Here is a 25,122-nt window from a genome sequence, read left to right on the forward strand (position 1 = left end):
AGCGAAGGAACGACGATGACACCCTTCCGAAGCACGGCCCGCAGGGCCGCCGCGCTCGCCACGGCCGTGTTCTGCGCGGCCGCCGGCTGGGCCGTGGCGCTCAGCCCGGCGCAGGCCCAGGACGAGGAGGTCGCCCTGCTCTCGCAGGACCGGCCCGCCTCGGCCTCCTCCACCGAGAACCCCGACTACACCCCCGCCTCCGCCGCCTTCGACGGCGACCCGGGCACCCGCTGGTCCTCGCAGTTCGACGACGACGAGTGGCTCCAGGTCGACCTCGGCGACCGGTTCGACCTCTCCAGCGTCGAACTTGTCTGGGAGGGCGCCTACGCCGCCTCCTACGAGATCCAGGTCTCGGCCGACGGCCAGTCCTGGACCACCGTCCACACCGAGACCGCCGGGCAGGGCGGCACCGAGGTCGTCGGCCTCGACGCCACCGGCCGCTACGTGCGGATGCAGGGCCTCGAACGCGCCACCGGCTACGGCTATTCACTGTGGAGCATGGAGGTCTACGGCTGCACCGCCGAGGACGACGGCGGCGCCCAGGACGGGCCCGCGAAGGTGGAAGTGGTCGGGAGCCAAGGCGACTGGCAGCTCACCGTCGACGGCGAGCCGTTCACCGTCAAGGGCCTCACCTGGGGCCCCTCCCCCGCCGAGGCCGCGACCTACATGCCCGAGCTCGCCTCGATGGGCGTGAACACCCTGCGCACCTGGGGCACCGACGCGTCCTCGCTGGCGCTGCTCGACGCCGCCGCCGCGCACGACGTCAAGGTCATGCTCGGCTTCTGGCTGCAGCCGGGCGGCGGGCCCGGCTCGGGCGGCTGCATCGACTACACCACCGACGACGCCTACAAGGACCAGGCGCTCGCCGACATCGTCGGCTGGGTCGAGACCTACCGCGACCACGAGGCCGTCCTGATGTGGAACGTGGGCAACGAATCCGTGCTCGGCCTCCAGAACTGCTACGGACCGGACGAAGTGGACGCGCAGCGCAACGCATACACGACCTTCGTCAACGACGTCGCGATCGCGATCCACGCCGTGGACGCCGACCACCCGGTGACCTCCACCGACGCTTGGACCGGCGCCTGGCCCTACTACGAGGCCAACGCCCCCGACCTCGACCTGCTCGCCGTCAACGCCTACGCCGACGTCTGCGGCGTGCAGCAGGACTGGATCGACGGCGGCTACGACCGGCCCTACATCATCACCGAGACCGGGCCCGCCGGCGAGTGGGAGGTCCCCGACGACGCCAACGGCGTGCCGCAGGAGCCGAGCGACGTCGCGAAGGCCGAGGCCTACGGCCAGGCCTGGGACTGCATCACCGATCACGAGGGTGTCGCCCTGGGCGCCACCATGTTCCACTTCGGAACCGAGGGGAACTTCGGGGGCGTGTGGTTCAACCTCATCCCCGGCGGCAACCGCCGCCTGTCCTACTACGCGGTGGCCGAGGCCTACGGCGGTACGCCGCAGGCGAACACGCCGCCGGTGATCGAGGGCATGGACCTCGGCTTCGACGGGCCGATCGTCGGCGGCGAGGAGTTCACCGTGACGATGGACGTGACCGACCCCGACGGGGACGCGCTCGAATACATCCCGATGGTCAACAGCGCCTACATCAACGGCTCCTGGGACATGCTGCTGGCCGACTACACCGACAACGGGGACGGCACGATCACCGTCCGCGCGCCGGAGATCCTCGGCGTCTGGAAGCTCTACGTCTGGGTCGAGGACGGCCACGGCAACGTCGGCGTCGAGAGCAGGTCCCTCCAGGTCACGCTGCCCGACATGGAGGGCGAGAACGTCGCGGAGGGCAGGCCGGCCGAGGCCTCCACGTTCCAGGAATGGGGCGGGCACACGCCCGCCATGGCGACCGACGGCGACCTCGCGACCCGCTGGGCCAGCGAGTGGGCCGACGGCCAATGGATCAGCGTCGACCTGGGGCAGAGGACCGACTTCGACGCGGTGCAGCTGGTGTGGGAATCGGCCCACGCGTCCGGATACGAGGTCCAGGTCTCCGACGACGGTCAACAGTGGACGACGATCCACACCGTGACCGGCGGAAACGGCGGGGCGGACACCATCGCCCTGTCCGGGTCCGGCCGTTACGTGCGGGTGCTGTGCACCCAGCGCGCCACCGAATGGGGCGTGTCGCTGTACGAGTTCGGCGTCTACGCCTAGCAAACCGCAACGGGCGGGCCGCACCCGCGGCCCGCCCACACCGAGAGGAGTCCGACATGAGACCGAGACTCGCCGGGTTCGCCGCAGCGGCCTTCGCGGCGGCCGCGACGGCCCTGGTCGTCTCGCCGACCGCATCGGCCGACGACCTGGTGACCCACCACGAGTTCCAGGCCAACTGCACCGTCAGCCACACCGCCCAGGACGACCCGATCGTCTACCCCGGGCAGCCCGGGGCCTCCCACCACCACACCTTCATCGGCAACACCGAGACCGACGCCTACTCCACCCCGGAGTCGCTCCAGCAGGGCGACACGACCTGCCTCGTCCCGGCCGACCGGTCGGCGTACTGGTTCCCGACGCTCTACGACGGCGACGAGCCGGTCCTGACGGACTGGCACCTCGTCGTCTACTACAAGTCGGGCGTGGAGGACTACACGACCGTGCAGCCGTTCCCGCAGGGCCTGCGGTTCGTCGCCGGGGACATGATGGCGTCCCCGCAGGAGTTCGAGGACGCGCCCGGCTCGGTCGAGGGCTTCGAGTGCGGGGAGAGCTTCCACAACTACACGTTCCCCGCGTGGTGCACCGACTGGCTCAACATCAGGTACCAGTCGCCGAGCTGCTGGGACGGGGTGAACCTCGACTCGCCGGACCACAAGGCGCACATGGCCTATCCGGTCTCCGGGTCGTGCCCGTCCTCGCACCCGGTTCCGGTGCCGATGATCGAGTTCAAGATCCACTGGCCGGTCGAGGGCGACATGTCGCAGGTGCGCCTGGCGAGCGGACAGGCCTCGTCGTGGCATTACGACTTCTTCAACGCCTGGGAGCCGGAGACGCTCGCGGCGATGGTGGAGCACTGCATCAACGGCGGCCTCCAGTGCGACTCGCGCGGCTTCGACCTCTACAAGCCCGACCGCGGCGCCGTCCTCGACGAGGACTACGTGCTGATCTGACGCGGCGCGGCGGACCGGGCGGGGACCCCAGGACCCGCCCGGTTCACCGTGCGTAGAGCGGGTTCGCACCCGGCGGCTGCTCGGCGAGCGCGACCGGTCCGGGCGCGGTGCCCTCGCCGAAGGGCGAGCCGCCGAGGCGTTCGCGCCCGTGCTCGCTCAGCCAGTTCGACACGTCGGGTCCCAGCGGCACGATCTGCGTCGGGTTCACGTCCTCGTGCACGACGTAGTAGTGGCGCTTGATCTGGTCGAAGTCGACCGTGTCGCCGAAGCCGGGGGTCTGGAACAGGTCCCTGGCGTAGGCCCACAGGACGGGCATCTCGGTGAGCCTGCTGCGGTTGCATTTGAAGTGGCCGTGGTAGACAGGGTCGAAGCGCACGAGCGTGGTGAAGAGCCGGACGTCGGCCTCGGTGAGGTGGTCGCCCATGAGGTACCGGCGGTCGGCGAGGCGCTCCTCCAGCCAGTCGAGGGCGGTGAACAGGCGCGTGTAGGCGAGGTCGTAGGCGCGCTGGGAGCCGGCGAAGCCCGCGCGGTAGACGCCGTTGTTGACCTCGGTGAAGATCCGCTCGATCACCGGGAGCATGTCCTCGACCAGGTCCGCCGGGACGAGGTCGGGCGCTCCTGCGCGGTGGAACTCCCGCCACTGCGTCGACAGGTCCCAGGTCAGCTGCGGGTAGTCGTTGGTGACGACCGCGCCGGAGGGCACGTCGACGAGCGCGGGCACGGTGATGCCGCGCGGGTAGTCGGGGAAGCGGGCGAAGTAGTGCTCCTGGAGCCGTTCGGTGCCCAGGACCGGGTCGCGCCCGTCCGGGGAGAGGTCGAAGGTCCAGGACCGCACGTCGTGGACCGGGCCGGGCGTGGCGAGGGAGATGACCGTTTCGAGGCCGAGGAGGCGGCGGACGATGATCGAGCGGTGCGCCCAGGGGCAGGCGCGGGCGGCGACGAGCCGGTACCGGTCGGCCTCGACCGGCCAGGCCTGGGCGCCCTCGGCGAGGCCGGCCCTGCGGGGGTCGCCGACCTTGGCGGGCGCCTCGACCGGCGCGGCCCGCACGGCCTCGACGTCGGCCACCACGCGGTCCTCGATGTAGTTCGCGTCCCTGGTGAACTCGCCGCCGGTGACGTACGCGCCCTTGGTGGAGTGGGCCGTCCTGAACGTGCGGTCCGGTTCGCCGGTGCCGCTGTGCCGCGCTTCGCTCGGTGCCATGGCTCCAGCCTACGCATTTCGAGCGGCCCGAATCGGCGGCCCGTCGGGCTGGAAAGCGCTTCGGCCTCGACGCGAGGCGTGTTCGGACTCGCTATGATCACGGGGCTCGGCACCTTCGTCGCCGTGCGGAGCGGGCCGCGGTCGCCGCGAGTCCGCTTCCGGTGAAAGGGGAGGCATGGACGGGTCTGGGCGGTCGGCGCCGAAGGGCAGAGTCCCCGCGACGATCTACGACGTCGCGCGGGCGACGGGCGTGAGCCCCTCGACGGTGTCGCGGGCCCTGAACAAGCCGGGCCGCCTCAGCGCGGCCACCGAGCAGCGCATCCGCGAGGCCGCCGCCGAGCTGGGCTACCGCATGAACCCGATGGCGCGGGCCCTGCCCACCGGCAAGACCGGCACCCTCGGCCTCCTCGTCTCCGACCTCACCAACCCCGTGTACTTCGACCTGGTGCGCGGCGCCGAGCGCATCGCCCGCGAGAACGGCGCCACGCTGATCTTCGCCGACTCCCAGGAGTCCTCCGAGCTGGAGCGCGACAACGCCGAGCGCCTGCAAGTGGCCGTCGACGGCCTACTGCTCGTCGCCTCCCGCCTCGACGACGCGCAGATCCAGGAGCTCGCCTCCGTCAAACCGCTCGTCGCGGTGAACCGCCTGGTCTCGGGCGTCTCGGGGGTCGTCCCGGACGTGAGCCCGGGCATGACCGAGGCGATCAACCTCCTCCACCGCCACGGGCACCGCCGCATCGCCTACCTCGCCGGGCCCGAGGCCTCCTGGATGAACGGGATGCGGCGCCTCAGCGTCTTCGACCTCGCCGAGGACAAGGGCATGACCATCGTCGAGATCCAGTCCCCCGCCCCCACCCGGGACGGCGGCACCGAGTCCTACCCCCTGGTCAAGGCCGCGAACGTCACCGCCGTCCTCGCCTACAACGACCTCGTCGCCCTCGGCCTCCTCCGCGCCTGCCGCGCCCACGGCGTCGACGTCCCCGGCGACCTCAGCGTCGTCGGCTTCGACGACATCTTCGGCGCCGACCTCCCCACCCCTGCCCTCACCACCGTCCGAAGCCCCATGTCCGACATGGGCATGCGAGCCGTCCGCATGCTCCTCGCCGTCATCGAAGGCGAAGCCGAGAGCACCCAGCTCATCCTCCCCACCGAATTCGTCAACCGCGAATCGACAGCCGCCCCCCGCCGCTGACCCCCGAAGGATCGAACCGTGGAGACGCTTCGACACGCGATCGAGGACTACCTGTACGGACTCGACGGTTCCCTCGACCTGACCATGGCCGCCGCACATGCGCTGGCCCGCGGCATCGACTCCCCGGCCTTGGCGGAACTGGCGGGTCTGCCGAGACAATCGCCGTACGAGATCCGCGACCTCGCTCCCGTTGTGGTCGCCGAGCTTTCGCTGGAGGTCGCGCCACTTCCCGACGCGGTGTTCAGGAAGGCGCAGGAGTCCGCCCGGGCCCATCGAGACGGCGACCTCGACTTCCTTTCGACTGCCTTCCGCATCACGACCCTCATGTGCGACCAGGACTACCTCGGCTTCGCCGAGCGCCCCGACGTCGGCCTCGACTCCTTCGAGCACCTGATGAGCCTCAACGAGTGGCTCTACGCGGTCACCTACGGCACCGAGGACGACGGCTGGATCTGGTTCGCTTCACGCGAGGACGCGGAACGCTGCTTCGAGGCGATCGTCTCCGCGCTGCTGGCACCGGAAGCCTGACGCGAACCGGTCAGCGCAGGCGCGCGCGGAGTTTCGCCAGCGCCCGCAGCAGGTCGTCCCGGTTCTTGCCGGACTTGATCCAGGCGGGGAGCCTGCTGGCGATGGTGCTGTTGAACGGGCCGGTCTCGCGCACTCCGGCGGCCACGTACCGTTCCAGGAATTCGAGGTGCTGCTCGTTCCTGGCCCACAGCGTCCGGCCCCGGAAGTCCGTTTCGAGCCAGAGCCCGGTCCTTCGAGTCCGCTTCGGCGCCGTCCAGGGCGGTTTGGCCGCGGGTGCCTTGGTCCAACCGCAACCTCTGCACCGCAACCGAAGCAGTCGCGGGTCCTCCCGGTATCGGCCGATGTGCCGGTTGCAGTCGGGGCACATGACGGACTGGAAAGGCGCTTCCTTCACCGGCTTACGATGCAGCTCGCTGGTGTAGGCGCAGGAACCGCAGGTCAAGCGACCGGCGCGAGAGATCGCCTTGCCGTCGCAGCGCGGGCAGTGCACGAGCGCGTGGTCGAATCCGCCGAGGTGCTTGACCGGCTGGTCCGCCTCGACGAACCGTGTCAGCCCGCGTCCCATGTCCGAACTCCTCTCAGCGGTGAGGACCGAGACTATCGAGAAGTCCAGACGCGCGTCTCCTCGGTTTCCCACCGGAAGGATCGCCCTGGTGAGGGCAAAACAAAAGGCCCGCTTCGCGGGCCTGCTTGTCGATAGTTCATATTGGCTGGGGTACCTGGACTCGAACCAAGAACAACTGAACCAGAATCAGCCGTGTTGCCAATTACACCATACCCCAATGGTGTCCTGACGCCTTGAAGCTCGCGGCGCCGACGGGATGTAACTGTACCGGATGCGCCCGCGGCCCTACAAACGGGTTCCCGTGATCGGAAACACCCGGAGGGGCGGTCGCGGCGGTTCGAGAAGTCTCGGTTCGGCGGGCAACCGGGGACGGCGGCTTCGCGTATCTAGGCGTGACGGGCGCCGCCGCATCCACCGATCGGGGCGGGGCCCGCGACCCTACCCGTCGTCAGAGAGAGGCCCAGTGGAGCCAAGGGAGCAGCAGGAGGCCGAGTTCCGGGCCTTCGCCACAGCGCAGCGCGACAGCCTCCGGCGGTACGCGTTCCTGCTGTGCGGGGACTGGTTCGAGGCCGACGACATCGTGCAGAAGTCGCTGACGAAGCTGTTCGCCGCGTGGGGCCGGGTCGAGCCCGGCGGCGCTTCGGCCTACGTCCGCAAGATCGTCACCAATGTCTACCTCTCGCACCGCCGCCTCGCGTGGGTGCGCCGCGAGCGCGCCGCCGCGGAGCTGCCGGTGCAGGCGCTCGACCGCCCGCAGGCGGCGGTCGACGCGCGCATCGAGATGGTCGAGGCGCTGAACCGGATTCCGGCCAGGCAACGCGCGACCCTCGTCCTGCGGTACTGGGAGCAACTGTCCGTAGACGAGACCGCCACGGCCATGGGCTGTTCGGCCGGAACCGTGAAGAGCCAGTCCGCCAAGGGGCTGCGCCGGCTCAAGGAGCTGCTCACCGAGTCAGCCGTCCCGGTCCGGGCCTAGTGGAAGAAAGCGACCGCGAATGAACACGCACGACGATCCGGGAACCCTGTTTCGGCAGACCCTCACCGACGATGAACCGCCGCCCGCCCGATTCGACCTCGACCGCATCGTGCGCGACGGCTACCGCGTCCGGCGCCGCCAGCGCGCGCTCCTCGGCGGGGCCGCGACCACCGGTGTGGCCGCCGTCGCGGCGGTGCTCGCGCTCTCGCTCGCCGGGTCGCCCGGCGAGCGGCGCGAGACCCCGGCTGCGGGGTTCGACTTCCACACGGCGATGGCCGGCTACCCCGGGCCCGTCGAGTACGGCGAGCGGGACACGGCGGCCGACACGCTCACCGACGCGGCGAAGGAGACCCTCGGGGCGCTCGCCGTCGACGGCGGGTTCCTCGATCCCGAGGCGCTCGCGTACGAGCGGCCCACGGAGTCCGAGATCGAGTCGGCTCGGGACCGTCACGTCCTGAACTACGGTGAGGCGCTCTCCGAGCTCGGATACACCGGTCTCCCGCTGCTGTTCGAGCCCTGGTCCTCCCCCGGCAACGGCGGCCAGGTCTACCTGCGGGGTTATGCGGCCGGGGACGGCGACGAGGAGGCCGAGCGGTCCGCGTTCACCGTCGAGGCGCTCCTTCCCGGCGGCTGGACGGCCGATCCGGGCCCGGCGGGCGCCGGGGTGTTCCCGCAGCATCTCGTCGGCGACGAGGCCTCTTGGGGCGACGAGGCGCCCGTGTTCACCTCCGACTCGGTCAACGGCGGCCGCACCCTCGTCACCGCCGACCACGGCTGCGCGATCGAGGCGGCCGTGGTGTACCCGAACGGATCGGCGCTGCGCTCGGCGTGGGACCTCGACTGCGAGGGCCAGGGCCGCGAGCTGAGCATGGAGGACCTCGTCTCGGCGATGCTCGCGATGCCCGAGATCGACTACGACACGAGCGAACTCGCGCCGGTCGGGGAACTCGCGGAGGTGCCGGACGGTTGGATCTGGGACCAGGCCTGGGAAGAGAGTGCCGCGGCGGACGCGCAGGCGAGCGCTGAGGTCGCGATGGAAGCGCTCGCGGATGAGCACCCGGGCGCACAGTTGCAGCACGCCTCGCCGATGCAGGCCGACACCGGGGCCGGGACCGTCATCCGAGCCTACGGCGCCTCGGGCGTGCACGGGTTCGCAGACGACGAGGGGTACCCGGTCACGTTCTCGCTCACGTACTACCTGCCTGGCGGGTGGAGCGAGGGCTGCGGCGCCGGGGCGGCGTCCCCGGAGGTCTACCTGGTCGACTGCGAGGAGAACGGCGAGAAGCAGGAGGACTGGAATGAGTCTGAAGTAGACGGACGCCTGGTGCTCACTCGGACGCTCGGCGTCGGGGACTCGCACTCGTACTTCGTGTACGTCTTCCACCCGGACGGCTGGGCGGTGGAGTACGACACCTCGTTCGCCGGCGAGCTCGACGGCTACAGCCTGGACGAGGTCATCGCGATGATCGCCTCGCTCCCGGCGCCGGTGTACGACGCCGAGGAGTACGCCCAAGTCGACTGAGCGCCGCCTTCATCGACGCGGGCCCGGACCTTTCGGTCCGGGCCCGCGTCTCGCGTCCTGTTCAGTCTTCGGCGCGGCCGTGCGCGTCGCTCTCCTGGAGGTCGAGGCGCTCCAGGCCGGCGCGTTCGGTGATCGCCTGGCGCAGTGCGAGTTCGGGGTCCACCCCGGCGGCCTTGGCGGCCGCGGCGGCGGCCAGGAGGAAGTCGCCGACCGCGTCGGGCTCGATCTTCAGGCCCTCGGGGAGCGAGGGCAGGTCCAGCGGCACGCCCTGGTCGTCGAAGCGTTCGATCACCTTGGCGGCCAGCGCGAGCGACGGCAGTTGCCGGGAGACACCGTCGGCGGGGTGGTCGCGTTCGGGCTTCTCGGCGGCCTTGGCCTCGTTCCAGTTCTCGTACAGGTCTTCGGGGTCCGCGTCGCCCCACACGTGCGGGTGGCGGCGGACGATCTTCTCCACGAGGTCGCCCGCGACGTCGTCGATGTCGAAGTCCTCGGCGAGCGAGGCGTGCAGGAGAGGCTGGAAGAGCAGGTCGCCCAGTTCCTCCCGCAGCTCCTCGGGGTCGCCGCCGCCGATGGCGTCGAGGACCTCATAGGACTCCTCCAGCAGGTACGGGCCGAGGGTCGCGTGGGTCTGGGCGCGGTGCCAGGGGCAGCCGTCCTCGGCGTGGAGGCGCGTGACGGCCTCCACCAGGTCGAGCAGCCGGGCGCCTGGCGGATCCCAAGAGCCGTAGACGATCTCAAGCTCGATCTCGCCTCCGGCCACGTACTCGGCCAGCGCCTCGCGCAGTTCTTCGTCACCGTCGTCGCCGACGATCCAGACGCCGCCCTCCTCGAGGAACTCGGCCGCGTCGTCGACGAGGTCGACCTCGATCCCGGCGTCGCGGACGGCCGCGACGGTGGGCGAGTCGAAGAACGCCGCGACGGCCTCGGCCTCGTGGAGCGCGTCCCACGCCTCGACGCTGAGGAGTCCGGCGGGGATGCGAGGGGAGGTCAGGAGCCAGGTGACGGTGCTCAACGCTGCGGCACCTCGACGGGGAAGACGCTCGGGAGGGGGCTGATCTCGATGTCGCCGTAGCGGGGGTTGACGGCGACGTCGAACTCGTCGACGTAACCGACGAGGTCGTCGCTGAACCCGGCCGCGGCTTCGAGCTGCTCGATGGTGGCCTGCGCGAGGTTCGGGTCCTCCGCGGCGGCCGCGACGGCGATCTCCATCTCCCCCTGCGTCAGGGCGCGGGGCTCGGAGTCGGCGCGCAGGGCCTCCTGGTAGCCCAGGCCCTCCAGGTAGAGGTCGCGGTACTCGCTGCCGACGGCGGTGAAGTAGGCGAGGGCCTCCTGGTTGACGACGGGACCGATCTCGTCGGCGCTCAACGGCTCCACCTCGGCGGCCTTGCCGATCTCGGTGTACAGCACGAGGCCCACCACGAACCCGCGGACGCTGGAGAGGTCCTCGACCACGAACTCCTCGCCCTGCGCGGCGTTGAACTCGTCGATCCCCTCGACGTACGCGTCCACCGTCGGCTCCGCGACCCGCTCGTCCGCGACGAACAGCGCCGCGCCCTGCTCGGTCCCGCACCCCGCGAGCGCGATCAGCCCGACCGAGGCAACCGCTGCCATTCTCAATGTGCGCACAGCACTTCCCTTCCCCTCAACTGCCCCTGTGACCTTAGCCTCATCCCCATTTCCCCCTGAATCCCCCCACCCCGAGTCCCAGATCCGCATTCGGGCGATGGGCCGGGCACCGACCACGCGGTGTCGTGAAATCGATAGCCCCGTTCACGGCGGCTGACTATGAAGGTTCAGTGAACTCAATCTCCCCTCAACATGCGTCGACGCGCGGATTCCAGGCGCACCTCACCCCCTCGCAGTGGCGGGAGCTGATCGCGGCCGGCAGCACCGCCACCTTTCCCGGCCATGCGCGCCTGCTCGACCAAGGGGACCGCCGCCCACTCGTGTACGCCATCGAACAAGGCCGCGTCCGCGTCGTCTACACCGAACCGGACGGCCATGAAGTCCTCGTGGCGATCCGCGGCCCCGGCGATCTCATCGGCGAGTACGCCCAACGCGACCGCGGCGACCACATGGCATCGGTCTGGGCACTGGAGAACTGCGTCGCGACGGTACTGCACTCCGACCCGTTCGACCGGTTCCTCAGGAAGCACCGCCTCGACGACGTCCTTCAGCGCTACATGCTCTCCAAGGCGCGTCAAGGGGCTCAACGGCTCTGGAGGATCGCGAACCTGCACGCCGAGCAGCGATTGGCGCAGTTGTTCCTCGAAGTCGTGAGCGCCGACGCGGCCCGCGGGAACCAGTTCGTGCCGATGAGCCAGCAACTGATCGCGAACTCACTCGGCATCACCCGCCGATCGATCAATGAGCGGTTGTCCCAGTGGAGGAAACGGGGCCTCGTGCGCACCCGTCCGGGCCTCATCGAGATCCTCGACCTGCCGGCGCTGGCGCGCTTGGCGAGCCTCCGATGATGGTGTCTCACATCACTTTTGGCGGTGAGAAGTAGTTCCCAGCGGCGCCCGAGCGACTCTCCGACGATCGAACGGAACCCATTCGCGCGATCGATCAGAGGATTCGCATGAACGACCAGTCCAGCCCAGCCGAGCGGAAGACGCAGGACCGGAACATCGTCGTACTCGCCTTCGACATCAGGCGGTTCAGCGCCTTCACCGACACCGAACGGACACGCATCGCCACAGAGTTCAGGGACGACATCGAGGGGGCGTTCGGCGACGCCGCCCTCCAGGAGGTTTGGAATGACCACGAATTCTGCCAAAACGCCGGCGACGGGATCGTCGTCGGCTTCCCGGCCGTCCACCTCCACCCCATCGTCGATGGACTGCCCCAGCCGTTGCAGCACCGGCTGCGTGAGCGCCACCGCCAAGACGACACCCCAATCCGCATGCGCCTGGGCATCGCGGTCGGACCGGTCCAAGGCACCGACGATCCGCGCGTCGACGTCTCGCCGAACCAGGTGATCATCGACGCCTGCCGCATCGGCGACTCGCTCCCGACACGCATGCTCCTTGAGAACTCCGACGGGCAGGCAACCTATCTCGCCGTGGCCGCGATGCCCGCCGTGATCACCAGCTATATCGCTCCTGAACCGAAGTGGCTGCGTGCCAGTGAATTCGTCCGCACCTCCATCGACACGGCGGACAAGAACTTCCACACCGAGGCGTACCTCCACGTGCCCTCGCCTTCCGGCGACCTGCTGCGCTTCGGCCTGACGAACCTGCCGGCCACGACGGTCTCGGAGGACCCGTCGTTCGAGCCGCTCGAAGACCTCATCGCGAACGCCCCCGTCGACCGGCCCCCGGCCGCGAGCGACCAGGGCTCCGTCGCGGGCGACATCGGCGGCGACCTCCACGACGAGTCGGTGCGAATCGGTTCCGTCGGTCGCGACGCGATCGGCAACGGCTCCGGCAACCGGGTTCGGGTGGACAACTCCAGCCACGACGACCACGCCACCGACCGGTCGATCAACCGCGGCAACATCTTCCACGGGAACGTCGGCGCAGGCGACGGCGGCACCGTAAACGTGGCCGGACGCGACCAACACCAGTTCACCAAGCGGCCGTCCGCACCAGAGCCGGGCGGTCGGGCATGAACGGCCTCCTCGACGCCAAGGTGCCCACCGGCAACGTCGTCCACGGCGACGTACGCGCCGGCGACGGCGGCACCATCAACATGGCCGCAGGCGACCAGATCTTCCTGAGCATCGAAGCCCTCCGCCGCCGGATCCGGTTTCTCTCTGACCCGCAACGACTCGACGGCGAGATGGCATCGATCGTTCCTCCGCCGGACCTCGACGCGCACTTGCGGTCGCTGCGGGAGACGCGGCTCCTGATCCTCTCGGGCGGCCCGCAGACAGGCCTCTCCACGGCGGCGCGACACCGTTGGAAGACCTTCGCCGACGCCAGCCCCGGCCTCGACGCCGAGGACTTCTTCCCGTCCGGACGCGATGAACTCCTCGACGAGCTCGACCGCCTTCGCAAGCCATGCGTGCTGCTCCTCGACATCTCCCACGACCGCGAATTCGGTGCGACGCTCGCAGAGAGCCTCCCGCAAGTGCAAGCGGCGTTGCGCGAACAAGACTGCCGTCTCGTGATCGCCCTCCACGAAGGCGCCAGCCAGGAGATGCGGCGCGCGATGCCGAGCGCCGTACACCGCCTCGGCCGGCCCGACCCAGTCGCCGTCATCGCGAGGCGGACCCGCAGGGACGACCTGGTGCTGCGGCTGCTCGACAACGAAGAGTTCGCGAATGAGCTCGCCACAGTCTGGCCTCCGCGGGCAGTGCCGCTCGCCGCGTTCATCGAGGAGTGCCCGCCCGACTACGACCCCAACAGACTCGTCGAAGACCTTCGACCGCTCCTGCGCGATCACAGCGCGGAGCTGAAGAAGCTCGTCGAGGACACGGTCACCACGGTCGGCGCCAGGGCCCTTCTCATCGCCGCCGGCGCGCTCCAGGGCGCAGGGAGGGACGCGATCGTCTTCGCCGCCGGGGACCTCACCTCGGTCGCCGGTCCCGAGGGGCACCCGACCTCCCCGTTCGAAGGCCCCAGCCTCGACCAGCAGTTCGGGGCGCTCCGCCCATCGATCGACCCCGACAGCGGCCGATTCCTCAGGCCCTATGACGGTGACGCCCTGCTGCCGTATGTCTGGGAGCAGTTCCCTTCGTGGCGGACGCCCATCCGGGCCTGGCTCGACCTCCTCCTGGGTTCCCGGAGGCTCGATGACGACGCCCTCTCAGTCCTCCTGCCGCGGCTGTTGTCATTCGCGGCGGCGACAGGCGCGGCCGACCTCGTCACCCAGCGCGCCGCCGTCATCGCCGACCGGACCCGCGCGCGCAGGGAACTGGCGGCCGGGCTGCTCCTGGCCGGCTCGATCGACGCCGCCATCGGACCGCAGGTCCGGCGCCAACTGCGGCTCTGGGCCTACCACGACGCGGTGCCCTCCGCGCTGCTCCGAAGCGTCGCGCTGGCATGTGGGGCCCCCGAGTACGCGAGCCGCTTTCCGCGCAGCGCGTTCACCCGGCTCAGGCACCTCCTCAGTTCCAAAGACGAGTCGGTTCGCGCGACCGCGGTCGAGGCGACCGTGTCCGCCGCGCGAAGCCTGCCACCGCAGGCGACATTGGAGTACCTGGGCGAGTGGGCGGGCAGGGACGCCGAAACGGCGGAGCGGACCGCGATCCTGCTGACGGCGGCGCTCGCCGATGTCGAGGTCCGCCGACGATGGGTCGGCGACTGGCTCGCACGCGATCCCCACGGCGCCGTCGTCGCGCTGTGGCGTTCGATCTTCGTCAACGCCGGGCCGGGCACCGTCCGCGATGCCGTGGCGGCGTGGCTGGAATTCTCGGCCGTCGCACCTCCAGGGCACCGCGCGATGCTCGCCGATCGCCTCTCGATCGCCGCAACCGTCAATTTCTGGACGCTCGGCCAGCTCTCGCAGTCCGTCGGCGAACACGCCTGGGCGGGACGCCCCGCGAGCCCTGGCGCGTCGGTGCTGCGGCAGCGTCTGGCCGACCACCTCGATCAAGCAAAGGTCGCACTCTGATGCTCGGATGGACGCTCACGATCCTGCTGGTATTCGCCATCGCGGTGATCCTCGGCTGGAAACACCTCGTCGCACGGATGCTCGGTCCCCTGCCCGAACCGGAGGCGATGCCGGAACCGGTCCCCTTCGAACGGTTCGACACAGTGCTGATGCTGCCGAGCGCGCTGTCCACGTTCAAATTCGCGTGCTCGGTGACGATCTGGCACAGCGTGGCGAACGGACTCGAAGACGAGGCGGAGGCTCGGCGGGCCGCGGAATGGGAGATCCACCAGACCGCCCGGGCCGTCACCTCGCAGTACTCGCCGTCGGTCTTCGAATTCCTGGACCTCGCGTTGAACGACGCGCTCAATGCATTCCGGAAGACCGGCAGGCATGGGCTCATCGTGCGGGCCGAGTGCGCGCAGGTGAAGGTCGATCCGAAGGACCTCGCGCTGACGCGCGAGTTGGAGCAGGCGGAGTACGAACTGAACATGGAGGCGCAGCTCCACGTCACGCGGATGCGCAACGCCGAACGGCTCGGGCAGCTCCTCAGCGATCCGCGCTCGGCGGCACTCTGGTGGTTCGCGCGCCACCCCGACCGGGTCCAAGAACTGCCGGGCATTGCCAGGACGATGTTCGAAATCGATGCGGTGCTGAACCATCGCATGTTCGCCGAACCGGGAACGGCTCCAGCGGCCGAGCAGCCGGGGCCGACCAACGGCGAGGACTTGGACAACTTCCTGGCGAACGCGGGCGAGGAGAAGCGAACCCTGCTCTGCAACACGCTCGCGTTCGCGTACGAGAAATTGGGACGCCCGGAGATGGCCGCTCGGGTCCGCACGCTCGCCGATCTCTCCGGACCCGAACCGGCGTCGCAGCACGTCGAGTAGCGAATCCGAAGCCCGGCCGCAGGTTGCGGCCGGGCTTCGGGTTCAGTCAGTCGATGATGATCTGGAAGGTGGTGGTCGTGTTCTTGATGTCCTGGTGGTTGTCGGTCATCTGGAGGTTGTGGAAGACGGCGGCGCCGACGGCGGGGCCTTGGCCGGGTTCGGGCATTTCGTTGACCCAGATGGCGTAGCCGGATTTGGCCTCGAAGGCGTCGCCGCTGAGGTGGGCGCCGGTGATGGTGACGTCGGTGAAGACGGTGTCGGTGACCGGGTTCTGGGGTTGGCCGCCGACGTAGTTGGTCTGGAACATGATGCCGGAGTAGGTGGGGCTGACGATGTCCACGTTGGTCACGCGGATGCCCTCGTAGGTCTTGGAGGCGGAGAAGATCCAGATCCCGGGGAAGGTCTGCTGGCCCCAGAAGTGGCCGCCGGCCCTGACGACCGAGATGTTCTCGAACTCGGTCGGGGGGTCGGATTCGAAGCCGTCCATGGGGATGCCGAAGTCCAGGGAGCTGATGGTGATGCCCGAGTAGACGAGGGTGTCGGCGATGTGGATGTTGCGGAACGTGTTGCCGTACCCGCCGTAGACCGCCAGTCCGGCGGCGCGCCAGGTGAGGATCGAGGTGAGGTTCTCGTACACGTTGCCGGTCTGGTCGCCGCCGCCCGCGTCGGTGGCGGCGAAGAGCGCGAAGCTGTCGTCGCCGGAGGCGCGGGACTCGACGTTCTGGACGAGGTTCCCGTTGCTGCCGTTGGTCATGTTGATGGCGTCGGCGAACAGGTTGCGGGCGCGGGAGTTCGTGATCCGCGTGTCGCTGATGCGCGAGCCCCAGAACATGCAGACCTGGTGCTCGGTCCAGGTGTCGTCGATGGTCATGTCGGAGACGTTCTGCCAGTCGAAGACCTTCCCGGGCCCGTCGATGCGGGTCGTATAGTTCCCGAAGTAGGCGAATCCGGCGAAGGTGGAGCCGTTCGCGGTGTTCTCGGCGCGGAAGCCGACGTCGGTGTTCTCCTGACCCTGCGGGGCGTAGAAGCGGGTGTACCAGGGCCCGGCGCCGATGAGCTCGACGGCCTTGCCGTACACCTGGAACTTCTGCGCGGTCTGGTAGTCACCGGGGGGCAGGTACACGCCGAGCAGGTCGCCCGAGGTGTCCATCCTGAAGGCGTCCAGGGCGTTCTGGACGTCCTGGTGGCCGAAGCCGTCCGGTTCGAGGTACCGCGCGGGGTCGGGGTTGGCGACCGGCGCGACCTGTTCGAGGCTGATGAAGTCGATCGCGTAGAAGGCCGCCGAGTTCGCGGCGTCCTTCTGGAGCCGGATGGTGCTCCCGGCCGGGATCGTCTCGTCGAGCAGGACGTTGGCCTCGTCGTAGATGTGGCGGGCCGGGCCCGAGCTCGGCGAGTTGTTCGGGCTCGCCTCGGCGCCGTAGAGCCACGCGAACTTGGAGGTGAGTTCGAGCGGCTGGACGAGTTCGCCGTCCACGTAGAGGTTCAGGCTCGCGGTGATGCCGCCGCCGCCCGGGGCGTCCGGAATGGAGAAACGGGTGACGAGCGTGTTGGTGCTCGTGGCGGTGGTGAACTCGACGTACTCGCCGGTGCCGTCGAGGACGGCGGCCTGGCGGCCGGAGGCCTCGCCTGCGAGGTCGCCGATGCTGCGGTTGGGGGCGAGGATCTGCGCGCCGCCGCCGACGGTGCCGTGCTCGGCCTCCTCGATGGTGAAGGGCAGGTTCGCACCGCGTCCGATCGACAGCGACCGGGTGGCGGTGTTGTTGTCCCGCTTGATCGGCAGTTCGTTGGCGTCGGCGGCGACCTCGACGGTGACGGTGAAGTCGCCGTCGGCCGCGGTCCAGGTGCCGAGTCCGATGGGGCCGGTGGTGGCGCCGGAGGCGATGGCGCCCTGGTGGTCTCCGGTGAGCGTGCGGACGGTCTGCCCGGTGTCGTTGTCGGTCAGGGTGAGCGTGACGGCGTGCGCGCCGCCGGCCGAGTCGATGCTGCCCTGGTTGGCGAGCGTGACGGCGAAGTCGACGGTGTCGCCCGCGGCCGGGTTGCTCGGGCTCCAGGTGATCGCGGCGGCGACGAGGTCGGAGGTGGGGACGGCGCTCACGGTGAGCGGGTCGGCGTGCGTGTACTCGTTGTTGCCCTCGTCGCTCTCGGCGACCAGGGCGCCGGGGTCGACGGCGGCGCCGACCTCGTGGTCCCCCGCGTTCTGCGAACCGATGTCGGCCGAGACGACCGCACTTGAGCCGGCGGGGAGGCCGTCGACGGGCGCGGTGCCGAGCAGGACGCCGTCGAGCTTGAGGTCCACGGCGGTCGGGGCCGAGGCGACCTCGCCGAGGTTCGCGACGGTGGCCGAAAGTGTCACCGCGTCGGTCTCGCTGGGGGAGGCGGGGCTCCAGGAGAGGTCGGTGACGACGAGGTCGGCGGCGGGCGCGGGGATGCCGAACACCTGGATCTCGGCCACCTGGGCACCCGGGGCGCCGGTGTTGGCCGTGAACTGGAGACGCAGCTCGCCCGCGGTGGCGGTGACCGGGACGGTCACGGTGTTGCCGCTGGAGGGGTCGAAACCGTATGCGGCGGACGGGACGAGCGTGGTGAACTCGCCGCCGTTGAGGTCGCGTCCGAGCACCGAGAACGTCTGCGTCCGGGGGCCCCAGGCCGTGTTCGGGTTGAGCCGGACCACGACGCGTTCGAGCTCGGCGTTCGCGCCGAGGTCGACGGTGAGCGTGCTCGGATACGAGCCCGCCGCGCTCTCCCAGTAGGTCGAGAGGTCGCCGTCGTTGGCGTTCTCGGCCGCGAAGTCGAACTGCTGCGAGGAGGCGTTGATCGGGCGGTCTCCGGCCAGATCCTCACCGGCCGAAGGGGTCCCGGTCTCGCCGTAAACCTCCAGTTCGGAGATCTGCGCGGCGGGCCAGCCGGTGTTGGCGGTGACGACCACGCGCACGAAGCGCACGGACGCGGGGTCGACCTCGATGCTCACCGTGTTCCCGGCGTTCGGGTCGAAGGTGCGGGCCTGCGCGGAGGCGAGGGTGGTGAAGTTCGTCCCGTCGGCGCTGCCGCGCAGCTCGACGGTCTGGGACCGGGTCTGCCAGGACGGGAGCGAGGGCAGTTCGAGGACGACCTCGTTGACGTCGGCCTCGGCGCCGAGGTCGACCTGGAGCCATTGGGGGAACGCGCCGTTCGCGCTCTCCCAGTAGGTCCCCTGGTTGCCGTCGCCGGCGTTGGCGGCGGTGTAGTTCTGGACATGGCTCGAGGCGGTCATGGTCTTGCCGGCGGCCAGGTTCGGGCCGTTCGCCGCTTGTGCCGGCGCGACCGGCACGAGCGCTGCCATCACGGCGGCGACTGCGGCCGCCGCCGTGAGGGCCAGGCGCGAGAGTTTCATTTCGACTCCTTGCTCGGGGGTTTGGCGGCGATCGACCCGTTGCTGGGCACCACGAATAGCGCCTCGCGGCCGGATTCGATCGCTGTCGGTCCGGGCTCGGCAATGGGCGGCCCGGGGCGGGCGCGCACGGCCGAAGCCGGTTTTCGGCTTCGGGGCGCACCATCAATGAGATCGATGTCTATCGATCTCAGTGGAGATTTTGGGTTGTGAAGTTGCTGTTGATCATAGGTTTAGCGCTATACCTAAATGCAGATTCTAATCCCGACCAATTACGCTTGTCAATACTTCGTTTCCAATGGATTGCCGCACGCGACGCCGAAACGAGTGGGAGCGATAAGCACTCGCCTGCGACCACTCCGCATCGCATTGCACCATTCACCATCGGCACCTCGCGCACCATTGGGCGACTCGCGAGGAAGGCCGCGCGTCCTCCGGCCGCGCCACCGGTGTCACGCATGCCCACTGGGGCTCATGACCGAATCGGGACGGATTCGTGCCCGGCGCGCCTACCTTCACCACCGTGGCTAGCCCGATCCCCAGGAGGCCCCTTGTTCGACCACAGCGATCCGTACCGGCTCCTCGGCGTCGCCCGCGGCACCCCGATGGGCGAGGTCCGCGCCGCCTACCGGCGCAGGCTCGCCGACCCGCGCCGACCCACCTACTCCCCCGAAGAGCAGCTCCGGTTCGTCACCGCCCTCGAAGCGATCGAACGCGAGCGACGCGCCCTCGGCGACCCTGAAGCGGCGCCCACCCCCGAGCAGAAGAGCCGCAGGCGGAACGCGACCGGCCTGGCCGTCTACGCCGCCTGCTTCCTCATCGCCGGCGTCGTCGCGCTGACCGCCGCCGCCCCGAACGGCACCGCAAGGGCCGCTTGGGACGGCGACCTCCTGGCGACCGGACTGTCCCTCACCGCCGCGGCGATCGCGGTCGCGATCCTGGCGTTCCGCGGGCCGCGCCGAAACCACACCGCCCACAACCGACCGCCAACTCCGAAGAAAGCCGAGGACATGTACCCGAACGCACAGCCGCCCGGAATCGAATCGATCATCGCCCAAGCGGGCCTTGGGCAATGGCGTGCCCGCTACCAGCCGCGACCCGCCCCCATCGGTGTCCGGCTCGGGGTGGCGCTGGGGATCTACCTGCTCGTCGTGCTGCTGTTCGCGAGCACCGGCTTCCTCGCCACCGGATACGGGCTCGTCTTCTTCCTGGTCTTCACCGCGTTCATCGGGCTCGGCGTCGCCAACCTCGCGCACATGAAACGGAAGTCGCAGGCGGGCGACGCGCTCGACTTCTTCGACGAGGGCCTCATCGTCAAGGGCCCCAAGGCCCGCGTCCAGATGCTCTGGTGGGACGACGCGCGCGTGTTCCAGCAGCTCTTCCACTACCCGACCACCGGGCTCGTCACCTTCAACTACCTCCTGGTGGACCAGGAGGGGAACGCGGTCAGCATCGGCGACCCCAAGGGCGCCGCCAGCTCGGCGATCGTGAACCTCAACGGGAACCTCGACCGCTTCGTGCTCGGCGCGGCGTTCGAAGGGCCCGAGATCTGGGGGCCGATCATCCAGGACCAGATCACGAGGGCGCAGCTGCCGAAGGTCCTGGCCGAGATCGAGGCCGGGCGCCGAGTCGACTTCGGACACCTCTCGATCGACCGCGACGGCATCACCGCCGACGGCAACCCGATCCCCTGGCCCGACCTCCAGGCCGCCTCGGTCCAGGACGGCGTGGTGCTCTTCAACGTGCGCGGCCGGTTCCTCCGCACTCGCGAGCCGGTCTACACGATCGCGAACTTCTTCGTCTTCAAAGCGGCCGTGCAGGTTCGCAGCGGCATCACCTGGACCTGAGGCCGCTGACGTGGGACGGCCGCGGCCCGCCCCGGCGCCTGCGGATTCGCGGCGGGGCGGGTTTCGTGCGCCTACTTGAAGGCGGCGAGGTTGCGGGCCGCCCATTCGGCGTAGGGTCGCGCCGGGCGGCCGAGGACGTGCTCGACGTCGGGGCTGACCGCCTGCTCCTCGGCGCTCGGGGTGCCGAGGATGCCCAGGGTCGCCTCGACGACCGGTGCGGGCATGAACGCGCGCATCCGTTCTCGGGCCTCGGCCGGGGTCTCCTCCGTGAACGCCACCGGCTCGCCGAGGAGGTCGGCGATCGCCGCCACCTGCCGGCGGGGCGTGATCGGCTCGGGGCCGGTCACGATGTAGGACCTGCCGACATGGCCCTCCTCCCGCAGCGCCGCCGCGGCGACGTCGGCGATGTCGGCCGGGTCGACCGCCGGGAGGGCGGTGTCGGCGAACGGCGCTGTCACTGAGCGCCGCAGGCGGATCGACTCGGCCCACTGGAACGAGTTGGAGGCGAAGTTCCCCGGCTGCACCATCGTCCACTCCAGACCCGATGCCTTGACGACCGCTTCCAGGGCCACCGGGTGGCGGCCCGTCGCGACGCCCTGCGAGGAGAGCAGCACGACCCTGCGCAGGCCGGCGGCCTTCACGGCCTCCATCGCCGCGTGCATGTCGCCGTGTTCCAGGAACGACTCGGCGGTGAGCAGGAACAGCGATTCGGCGCCGTCGACCGCCGCCGCGAGGCGCCGCGGGTCGGCGATGTCGGCCTGGTGGAACTCGACGCCCGCGGGCATCTCCGCCTCGGTGCGGGCGACGGCCCGCACCCGCTCCCCTGCCGCGACGAGGGACCGCACCAGCGGCCGGCCGACGTTCCCGGTTGCTCCGGTTACCACGATCATGTTCGCTCCCTTGTATATCGGGTTTCCTCTTCTGCTTCGGCCACGCTACTGTCGTGAAGACAGTAGGTACCTAGAGGAAAGCGGCATGATCGTGATGGAAACCACAGCGGATATTGCTCCTGAGCAGGCGTGCCCGATCTCGCCGGTGGTCGACCTGGTCTTCAGCCGGTGGACCACGCCGATCCTGTGGACGCTCAACGAGTACGGACGCCACCGCTTCGTCGAGCTGGAGCGGCGCATCACCACCATCTCTCCGAAGGTGCTCACCCAGCGGCTGCGCCAACTCGAACGCGACGGCCTGGTGTCGCGGACCTACCACGCCGAGGTCCCGCCCCGGGTCGAGTACGCGATCACCGACCTGGGCCGCAGCCTCGCGCCGCTCTTCGCCTCGATCGCCGACTGGTCGGTCAACCTCGGGAAGGTCGACCGGGCGCGCCAGGACTACGACGCCGCCCGGCCGACCGGGTGATCACCGTCCACTCAGGGCGCTGAGGTCGATCTCGTTCGCCGTGGGCGTCGACCAGGTGAGCACATCGCAGCTGCCGAGGTCGGCACGGATCTCGCCACCGGGCAGGTCCACGACCCGGCAGGCGCCGTCGCCCGCGTCCACCACGAGCGCGGCCCCGGACTGGGCGCCGTCGAGCGCTTCGAGCGGCCGCACACTGGCGAAGTCGCCTTCGGCGACCTGTTCCCAGGCGCCGTCCGTGTGGCGCCAGACGCCCATCGGAGTGGTCTCGGCGCAATCGGCGCCGTGGCGTTCTTGCAGCACCGCATAGAGGATCGTGCCGTTGTAGAACAGGTCCGCGGCGTGGACGGTGCCTTCGTTTGCGCCGGCGGGGAAATCGGCGACGGGCTCGGCGGGGGCGAGCGTCGCGGTGTCGAGCACGGTCACGCCGGGGCTCGGGTCGCAGTATCCGGCGCCGTCGCCGGTGAGCGCCACGCGACTCGCGTCATGGTGCAGCGCAACGTGGCTGAAACGCTGGTCCTCGGCGAAGTCCTCGGTCGCCTCCACGAGGACCTCGCCGGTCGCGGGATCGACGAGCCAGAGGTCGGCGGCCGAGGCGTAGCGCTCCTCGGGGTCGGTCTTACCGATGAGGAGCTTGCCGTCTACGACGCCCCAGATCTGCGCGCTGTCAAGGTAGTCGACGCGGGTGCCGAGGCCGACGCCTACCGGTTCGGCAGCCGGGTAGCCGTACTCGCCGAGGCGCTGAATCTCGGTGCCGTTGAAGGAGTACAGCTGCTCGGGATCGTCGGCGACGAAGGCTCCCTGGCAGTTCGCGCCGCAGGAAAAGGGCGTGGCAGCCTCGCCGGGGCCGGGCCACTGCCAGAACGTGCCACCTGATCCTGCCGTCATGAGGCCGCCGTCGGGCGACCAGTTGACGGCGGGAGGCCCGGAGACCATGCCTGCCTCGGGAACCGGGACCGGCTCGCCGTCGACGATCGCGATGAGGGACTGGGTGTCCCAGTCGATGACGGCGGCCCTGCTGGGTGCCGCCTCGATCCAGTCTTCGGCCTCAGGGGCGCCGGCGGAGGCTTCCTCGGAGGCCCGCTCGGAGGGTTCCTCACCCTGACATGCGGCGGCGGTGAGCAGCAGGACGGCGCCGAGGGAGGCGGCGGACCAACGGCACAATGTCGGTGCGGCCCAAAAGTTCCTATGGGAGGTATGTGACATCCGCCCAGTCTAGGAAGCCACGGCCAGGGCAAGAGGAATCGAAGTATCGACGTTTCCCGACGGGTCGAGCGAGGCCACGCACCGGCGCGGCGCGAATCGGATCGGATGCCTGGGGTGAATCCGATCCGAGGAGGACGCCGTGAATCGGCCCGGCCGGGGGCCGGTCCGATTCACGTGACAGGTTCTAGTCGCACAGGGCGGCCTGCATGAAGGCCTCCAGCTCGGCGTCGAAGAGGTCGGGGTCGGTGTAGCCGTGCTTGTCGCCGATGTTCCATGCCACCGTCGCGTGGCGCTCGCCGTCGAGGGAGTGGAACGAGAGGACCTCGTGGCCGAGGCCGTCGCCCTCGTGTCCGATGAAGACCTCCTCGTCGGCGCAGCCGAACTCCTGGCTGAACAGGCCGAGGCCGTACCCGAAGCTCTTGCCGGTCTCCACGAACTCGGTCGCCTCGGCGAGCTCCCCCGCGGTGAGCAGCGTGCCGTCCGTCAGCGCCGTGTAGAAGTCGTTCATGTCCGCCACGGTCGAGACGATCCCTCCCGCGGCCCACATCTGCGTGGCCGAGAGGCGGGTGGTGTCGAAGTACGGGTCGTCGGCCTCGCCCGTCGTGATGTACGGAGTCAGGTGCGGCCCATGCAGAGCCGCGCCGTTCCCTCGCGGCAGGTACGTGCGGTCGAGCCCCGCGGGCTCGATGATCCGCTCCCGCATCTCGCGCCCGAACGGGTTCCCGGTGACCTCCTCGACCAGCATCCCGAGAACGATGTACCCGGCGTTCGAGTACGCGTACCCCTCCCCCGGCTCGAACCGCAACGGCGCCTGCGTAGCGAGCGCGACCAGCTCGGCGGGCTCGTAGGCCTCCCGGTAGCCCTCGCGGATGTCGCTGATGTCGCCGGCCGCGAGCGACGGGTAGAGGAAGGACAGGTAGTCGGGCAGGCCACTGGTGTGGGTGAGCACCTGGCGGATCGTCGGGTCCTGGTCGTACGGCAGCGGGCCCGGAAGGTGCTCCCCGAGGGTGTCGTCGAGGTCGAGCGCGCCTTCCCCTTGCAGCTGAACGAGGATCGCCGCGGTGAACGACTTCGTCGCACTCCCGATGCGCACCCGGTCCCCTACCCGGGCCGCCTCCGCGTCCGCCTCAAGGTTTCTGAGCCCGCTCGCCTCCGACCAGACCTCATCGCCGTCCCGAACCTCGGCGAGCACAGTGTGCCCGCCGAGCGCCGCGAACGCTTCGAATCGCGCCTCAACGGCATCGGCATCGATCCCGTCCCCAACGGGCGACGCGGCAACACCGGCAACGGGAACGGCGACCAACCCGGCCGCCAAGGCCGCGGTAATTGTGAGCAAGGAGTTTCTCATGCCGACAACCGTACGAATTCGCCCCGCCCAATGCACTCCCGCAGCCTGTACTCATCCCCCTCCCGCCCAAGGTAACGAGCACCGGTCAGCTGACTGGTGTGCATCGGGCGCGGTCAATGAAAAAGGCGGCACCGACAAGGGGGTGTGGTGGTGGCGAGGTCGGGGGTCGGGTGGCGGGCGCGCCGGGGCTGGAGTTCGACCCGGGCCGGGGCCGGGGTCGGTCCGCGGCCGAGGTTTGGCTCGCCCGGTGTCCGCGGTTTGGTCCGAAGCCGGGTTCGAAGCTCGGCCCGAGGCCGGGGTTCGGTCCGCCTCCATATCTGCCTCATCGCTTCCCGTTCGGCCCGCCTCCACCTCTGCTGTTGTCTCCGCTCCAGTCACTCGCCTCGCTGTTGTCGTTTTCGTTGCGACACTGTGGAAGTGGTGGTGAATGTGAGTGTGTTGTCATCGTGTGGGTGATG

The 25,122-nt window shown here is 69.7% G+C and carries 20 protein-coding genes and 1 tRNA gene; 12 read left to right on the forward strand and 9 right to left on the reverse strand.

Annotation, left to right across the window (positions count from 1 at the left end; all coding sequences use genetic code 11):
• Positions 1-15: 15 nt before the first annotated feature.
• Together E9998_RS11615 and E9998_RS11620 are read left to right on the forward strand one after the other, a co-directional pair.
• Positions 16-2,178: a discoidin domain-containing protein gene (locus E9998_RS11615; protein ID WP_136529849.1), complete on the forward strand. Its 2,163-nt coding sequence runs from the start codon at positions 16-18 to the stop codon at positions 2,176-2,178.
• Between the two features lie 56 nt (positions 2,179-2,234).
• On the forward strand, positions 2,235-3,128 hold the full coding sequence (locus E9998_RS11620; protein WP_204745396.1) for a DUF1996 domain-containing protein: 894 nt from the start codon (positions 2,235-2,237) through the stop codon (positions 3,126-3,128).
• A 43-nt stretch (positions 3,129-3,171) separates the two neighbouring features.
• On the opposite strand, the gene E9998_RS11625 is transcribed toward E9998_RS11620, so the two are convergent.
• Positions 3,172-4,329 (reverse strand): glutathione S-transferase family protein, encoded by a 1,158-nt coding sequence (locus E9998_RS11625; protein WP_136529851.1) that lies wholly within the window; start codon positions 4,327-4,329, stop codon positions 3,172-3,174.
• 175 nt (positions 4,330-4,504) lie between these two features.
• Between E9998_RS11625 and E9998_RS11630 the strand changes: the two genes are divergently transcribed.
• Both E9998_RS11630 and E9998_RS11635 read left to right on the forward strand, forming a co-directional pair.
• Positions 4,505-5,521 (forward strand): LacI family DNA-binding transcriptional regulator, encoded by a 1,017-nt coding sequence (locus E9998_RS11630; RefSeq protein WP_136529852.1) that lies wholly within the window; start codon positions 4,505-4,507, stop codon positions 5,519-5,521.
• An 18-nt stretch (positions 5,522-5,539) separates the two neighbouring features.
• A complete protein-coding gene (locus E9998_RS11635; RefSeq protein WP_136529853.1) occupies positions 5,540-6,049 on the forward strand; it encodes a hypothetical protein in 510 nt (169 codons plus the stop codon).
• Between the two features lie 10 nt (positions 6,050-6,059).
• Here the strand turns inward: E9998_RS11635 and E9998_RS11640 are convergent, their stop codons facing one another.
• Both E9998_RS11640 and E9998_RS11645 read right to left on the reverse strand, forming a co-directional pair.
• A complete protein-coding gene (locus E9998_RS11640; protein WP_136529854.1) occupies positions 6,060-6,614 on the reverse strand; it encodes a hypothetical protein in 555 nt (184 codons plus the stop codon).
• 142 nt (positions 6,615-6,756) lie between these two features.
• Positions 6,757-6,831 (reverse strand) — tRNA-Gln (locus tag E9998_RS11645).
• Between the two features lie 246 nt (positions 6,832-7,077).
• Here E9998_RS11645 and E9998_RS11650 point away from each other — a divergent pair.
• Both E9998_RS11650 and E9998_RS11655 read left to right on the forward strand, forming a co-directional pair.
• Positions 7,078-7,590 carry a SigE family RNA polymerase sigma factor gene (locus tag E9998_RS11650; RefSeq protein ID WP_240037578.1) on the forward strand — a complete coding sequence of 171 codons (513 nt, stop codon included), beginning with the start codon at positions 7,078-7,080 and terminating at the stop codon, positions 7,588-7,590.
• 19 nt (positions 7,591-7,609) lie between these two features.
• A complete protein-coding gene (locus E9998_RS11655; protein WP_136529856.1) occupies positions 7,610-9,112 on the forward strand; it encodes a hypothetical protein in 1,503 nt (500 codons plus the stop codon).
• Positions 9,113-9,173: 61 nt separating this feature from the next.
• Here the strand turns inward: E9998_RS11655 and E9998_RS11660 are convergent, their stop codons facing one another.
• On the reverse strand, positions 9,174-10,124 hold the full coding sequence (locus E9998_RS11660) for a nucleoside triphosphate pyrophosphohydrolase (protein WP_136529857.1): 951 nt from the start codon (positions 10,122-10,124) through the stop codon (positions 9,174-9,176).
• On the reverse strand, positions 10,121-10,723 hold the full coding sequence (locus E9998_RS11665; RefSeq protein ID WP_136529858.1) for a hypothetical protein: 603 nt from the start codon (positions 10,721-10,723) through the stop codon (positions 10,121-10,123). Before E9998_RS11665 ends, E9998_RS11660 begins: the two co-directional genes overlap by 4 nt.
• 185 nt (positions 10,724-10,908) lie before the next feature.
• On the opposite strand from E9998_RS11665, the gene E9998_RS11670 reads away from it, so the two are divergent.
• The 4 genes from E9998_RS11670 to E9998_RS11685 all read left to right on the forward strand — a co-directional run bounded on the left by E9998_RS11670 (position 10,909) and on the right by E9998_RS11685 (position 15,540).
• Entirely contained in the window at positions 10,909-11,586 is a 678-nt protein-coding gene (locus E9998_RS11670; protein WP_136529859.1) for a Crp/Fnr family transcriptional regulator, read from the forward strand.
• A 107-nt stretch (positions 11,587-11,693) separates the two neighbouring features.
• Positions 11,694-12,725, forward strand: a complete 1,032-nt coding sequence (locus tag E9998_RS11675; protein ID WP_136529860.1) for an adenylate/guanylate cyclase domain-containing protein — start codon at positions 11,694-11,696, stop codon at positions 12,723-12,725.
• Positions 12,722-14,671, forward strand: a complete 1,950-nt coding sequence (locus tag E9998_RS11680) for a hypothetical protein (protein ID WP_136529861.1) — start codon at positions 12,722-12,724, stop codon at positions 14,669-14,671. Before E9998_RS11675 ends, E9998_RS11680 begins: the two co-directional genes overlap by 4 nt.
• A complete protein-coding gene (locus E9998_RS11685; protein ID WP_136529862.1) occupies positions 14,671-15,540 on the forward strand; it encodes a hypothetical protein in 870 nt (289 codons plus the stop codon). Before E9998_RS11680 ends, E9998_RS11685 begins: the two co-directional genes overlap by 1 nt.
• A 46-nt stretch (positions 15,541-15,586) precedes the next feature.
• Here E9998_RS11685 and E9998_RS11690 read toward each other — a convergent pair whose 3' ends face one another.
• Positions 15,587-18,910, reverse strand: coding sequence for a discoidin domain-containing protein (locus E9998_RS11690; RefSeq protein ID WP_136529863.1), 3,324 nt, complete (start codon positions 18,908-18,910; stop codon positions 15,587-15,589).
• Between the two features lie 548 nt (positions 18,911-19,458).
• Here E9998_RS11690 and E9998_RS11695 point away from each other — a divergent pair.
• Positions 19,459-20,754, forward strand: a complete 1,296-nt coding sequence (locus tag E9998_RS11695) for a DUF6585 family protein (protein ID WP_136529864.1) — start codon at positions 19,459-19,461, stop codon at positions 20,752-20,754.
• A 71-nt stretch (positions 20,755-20,825) separates the two neighbouring features.
• Here the strand turns inward: E9998_RS11695 and E9998_RS11700 are convergent, their stop codons facing one another.
• The gene (locus E9998_RS11700; protein ID WP_136529865.1) at positions 20,826-21,644 is read right to left on the reverse strand and encodes an NAD(P)H-binding protein; all 819 of its coding nucleotides are present in this window, start codon (positions 21,642-21,644) and stop codon (positions 20,826-20,828) included.
• 85 nt (positions 21,645-21,729) lie between these two features.
• On the opposite strand from E9998_RS11700, the gene E9998_RS11705 reads away from it, so the two are divergent.
• Positions 21,730-22,113 (forward strand): winged helix-turn-helix transcriptional regulator, encoded by a 384-nt coding sequence (locus E9998_RS11705; protein ID WP_192907082.1) that lies wholly within the window; start codon positions 21,730-21,732, stop codon positions 22,111-22,113.
• Here the strand turns inward: E9998_RS11705 and E9998_RS11710 are convergent, their stop codons facing one another.
• Both E9998_RS11710 and E9998_RS11715 read right to left on the reverse strand, forming a co-directional pair.
• Complete coding sequence (locus tag E9998_RS11710; protein ID WP_136529866.1) at positions 22,114-23,274, reverse strand: hypothetical protein; 1,161 nt, start codon at positions 23,272-23,274, stop codon at positions 22,114-22,116. It abuts the gene before it with no gap.
• A gap of 226 nt (positions 23,275-23,500) precedes the next feature.
• The gene (locus tag E9998_RS11715; RefSeq protein WP_136529867.1) at positions 23,501-24,664 is read right to left on the reverse strand and encodes a serine hydrolase domain-containing protein; all 1,164 of its coding nucleotides are present in this window, start codon (positions 24,662-24,664) and stop codon (positions 23,501-23,503) included.
• Positions 24,665-25,122: the final 458 nt, after the last annotated feature.

The organism is Glycomyces paridis, assembly GCF_004912155.1.
In the GTDB taxonomy this organism is placed as follows: domain Bacteria; phylum Actinomycetota; class Actinomycetes; order Mycobacteriales; family Micromonosporaceae; genus Glycomyces; species Glycomyces paridis.

Bases quoted from the DNA above. Each gene is read 5' to 3' on its own strand.
- E9998_RS11615 (WP_136529849.1), top strand. From the start codon at position 16: ATGACACCCTTCCGAAGCACGGCCCGCAGGGCCGCCGCGCTCGCCACG.
- E9998_RS11620 (WP_204745396.1), top strand. From the start codon at position 2,235: ATGAGACCGAGACTCGCCGGGTTCGCCGCAGCGGCCTTCGCGGCGGCC.
- E9998_RS11625 (WP_136529851.1), bottom strand. From the start codon at position 4,329: ATGGCACCGAGCGAAGCGCGGCACAGCGGCACCGGCGAACCGGACCGC.
- E9998_RS11630 (WP_136529852.1), top strand. From the start codon at position 4,505: ATGGACGGGTCTGGGCGGTCGGCGCCGAAGGGCAGAGTCCCCGCGACG.
- E9998_RS11640 (WP_136529854.1), bottom strand. From the start codon at position 6,614: ATGGGACGCGGGCTGACACGGTTCGTCGAGGCGGACCAGCCGGTCAAG.
- E9998_RS11655 (WP_136529856.1), top strand. From the start codon at position 7,610: ATGAACACGCACGACGATCCGGGAACCCTGTTTCGGCAGACCCTCACC.
- E9998_RS11665 (WP_136529858.1), bottom strand. From the start codon at position 10,723: ATGGCAGCGGTTGCCTCGGTCGGGCTGATCGCGCTCGCGGGGTGCGGG.
- E9998_RS11675 (WP_136529860.1), top strand. From the start codon at position 11,694: ATGAACGACCAGTCCAGCCCAGCCGAGCGGAAGACGCAGGACCGGAAC.
- E9998_RS11680 (WP_136529861.1), top strand. From the start codon at position 12,722: ATGAACGGCCTCCTCGACGCCAAGGTGCCCACCGGCAACGTCGTCCAC.
- E9998_RS11685 (WP_136529862.1), top strand. From the start codon at position 14,671: ATGCTCGGATGGACGCTCACGATCCTGCTGGTATTCGCCATCGCGGTG.
- E9998_RS11690 (WP_136529863.1), bottom strand. From the start codon at position 18,910: ATGAAACTCTCGCGCCTGGCCCTCACGGCGGCGGCCGCAGTCGCCGCC.
- E9998_RS11700 (WP_136529865.1), bottom strand. From the start codon at position 21,644: ATGATCGTGGTAACCGGAGCAACCGGGAACGTCGGCCGGCCGCTGGTG.
- E9998_RS11705 (WP_192907082.1), top strand. From the start codon at position 21,730: ATGATCGTGATGGAAACCACAGCGGATATTGCTCCTGAGCAGGCGTGC.
- E9998_RS11715 (WP_136529867.1), bottom strand. From the start codon at position 24,664: ATGAGAAACTCCTTGCTCACAATTACCGCGGCCTTGGCGGCCGGGTTG.